The following is a 1,208-nucleotide window of genomic DNA, read 5'->3' as shown; positions in this document are numbered from 1 at the left end:
CTAAACCAATGAGTACGGTTAAAGATCAGCATAAAACAGCTAAAGCATTACCAGAAACAGGTAGTGAAAATAATAATTCAAATAATGGCACATTATTCGGTGGATTATTCGCGGCATTAGGATCATTATTGTTATTCGGTCGTCGTAAAAAACAAAATAAATAATATGATTAACTTAACCAGGTCCATGTGGCCTGGTTTTTTCTGTTTAGAAATTCCCAGATATAAAACAAAAAATCTTTAAGGAATAGATGCAATTTAATTTGTTACAGAAATGTAATTGTCTATGAATTAGAAAAGCTAAGATATTAATTTTAAGGGCAAATAATACTATTTTTTATGATAATTAAATAAAGATTACAAAACTCATAAAAACTTTTATTTAAACACAAATGTTAAATAACGTTTTACGATAAAGAAAAATAATTAAAGTATTGTGCTTTATCTAAAAATGTAATACTATATTGATATACATTTTTGTATTTAAAAAAATTGTATTATTTAAAAATTTGATGAATTAGGAGTAATCTAATGCTAAACAGAGAAAATAAAACGGCAATAACAAGAAAAGGCATGGTATCCAATCGATTAAATAAATTTTCGATTAGAAAGTACACAGTGGGAACAGCATCAATTTTAGTAGGTACAACATTAATTTTTGGTCTGGGGAACCAAGAAGCAAAGGCTGCAGAAAGTACTAATAAAGAATTGAACGAAGCGACAACTTCAGCAAGTGATAATCAATCGAGTGATAAAGTTGATATGCAGCAACTAAATCAAGAAGACAATACTAAAAATGATAATCAAAAAGAAATGGTATCATCTCAAGGTAATGAAACGACTTCAAATGGGAATAAATCAATAGAAAAAGAAAGTGTACAATCTACCACTGGAAATAAAGTTGAAGTTTCAACTGCCAAATCAGATGAGCAAGCTTCACCAAAATCTACGAATGAAGATTTAAACACTAAACAAACTATAAGTAATCAAGAAGGGTTACAACCTGATTTGCTAGAGAATAAATCAGTGGTAAATGTTCAACCAACTAATGAGGAAAACAAAAAGGTAGATGCGAAAACTGAATCAACTACATTAAATGTTAAAAGTGATGCTATCAAGAGTAATGCTGAAACTCTTGTTGATAACAATAGTAATTCAAATAATGAAAATAATGCAGATATCATTTTGCCAAAAAGTACAGCACCTAAA

At 28.6% G+C, this 1,208-nt stretch carries 2 protein-coding genes; both read left to right on the top strand.

The window, feature by feature from the left end:
- Positions 1–164: LPXTG cell wall anchor domain-containing protein (locus tag IDG60_RS14880; RefSeq protein ID WP_149890322.1), on the top strand; the 164-nt coding region annotated here is incomplete at its 5' end.
- A 366-nt stretch (positions 165–530) separates the two neighbouring features.
- Positions 531–1,208, top strand: a 678-nt coding sequence (locus tag IDG60_RS14875; protein ID WP_206160855.1) for a YSIRK-type signal peptide-containing protein, incomplete at its 3' end; no start/stop codon positions are given.

It is taken from the genome of Staphylococcus sp. EG-SA-2 (genome assembly GCF_017152085.1).
This window is presented reverse-complemented; position numbering and strand designations above follow the sequence as displayed.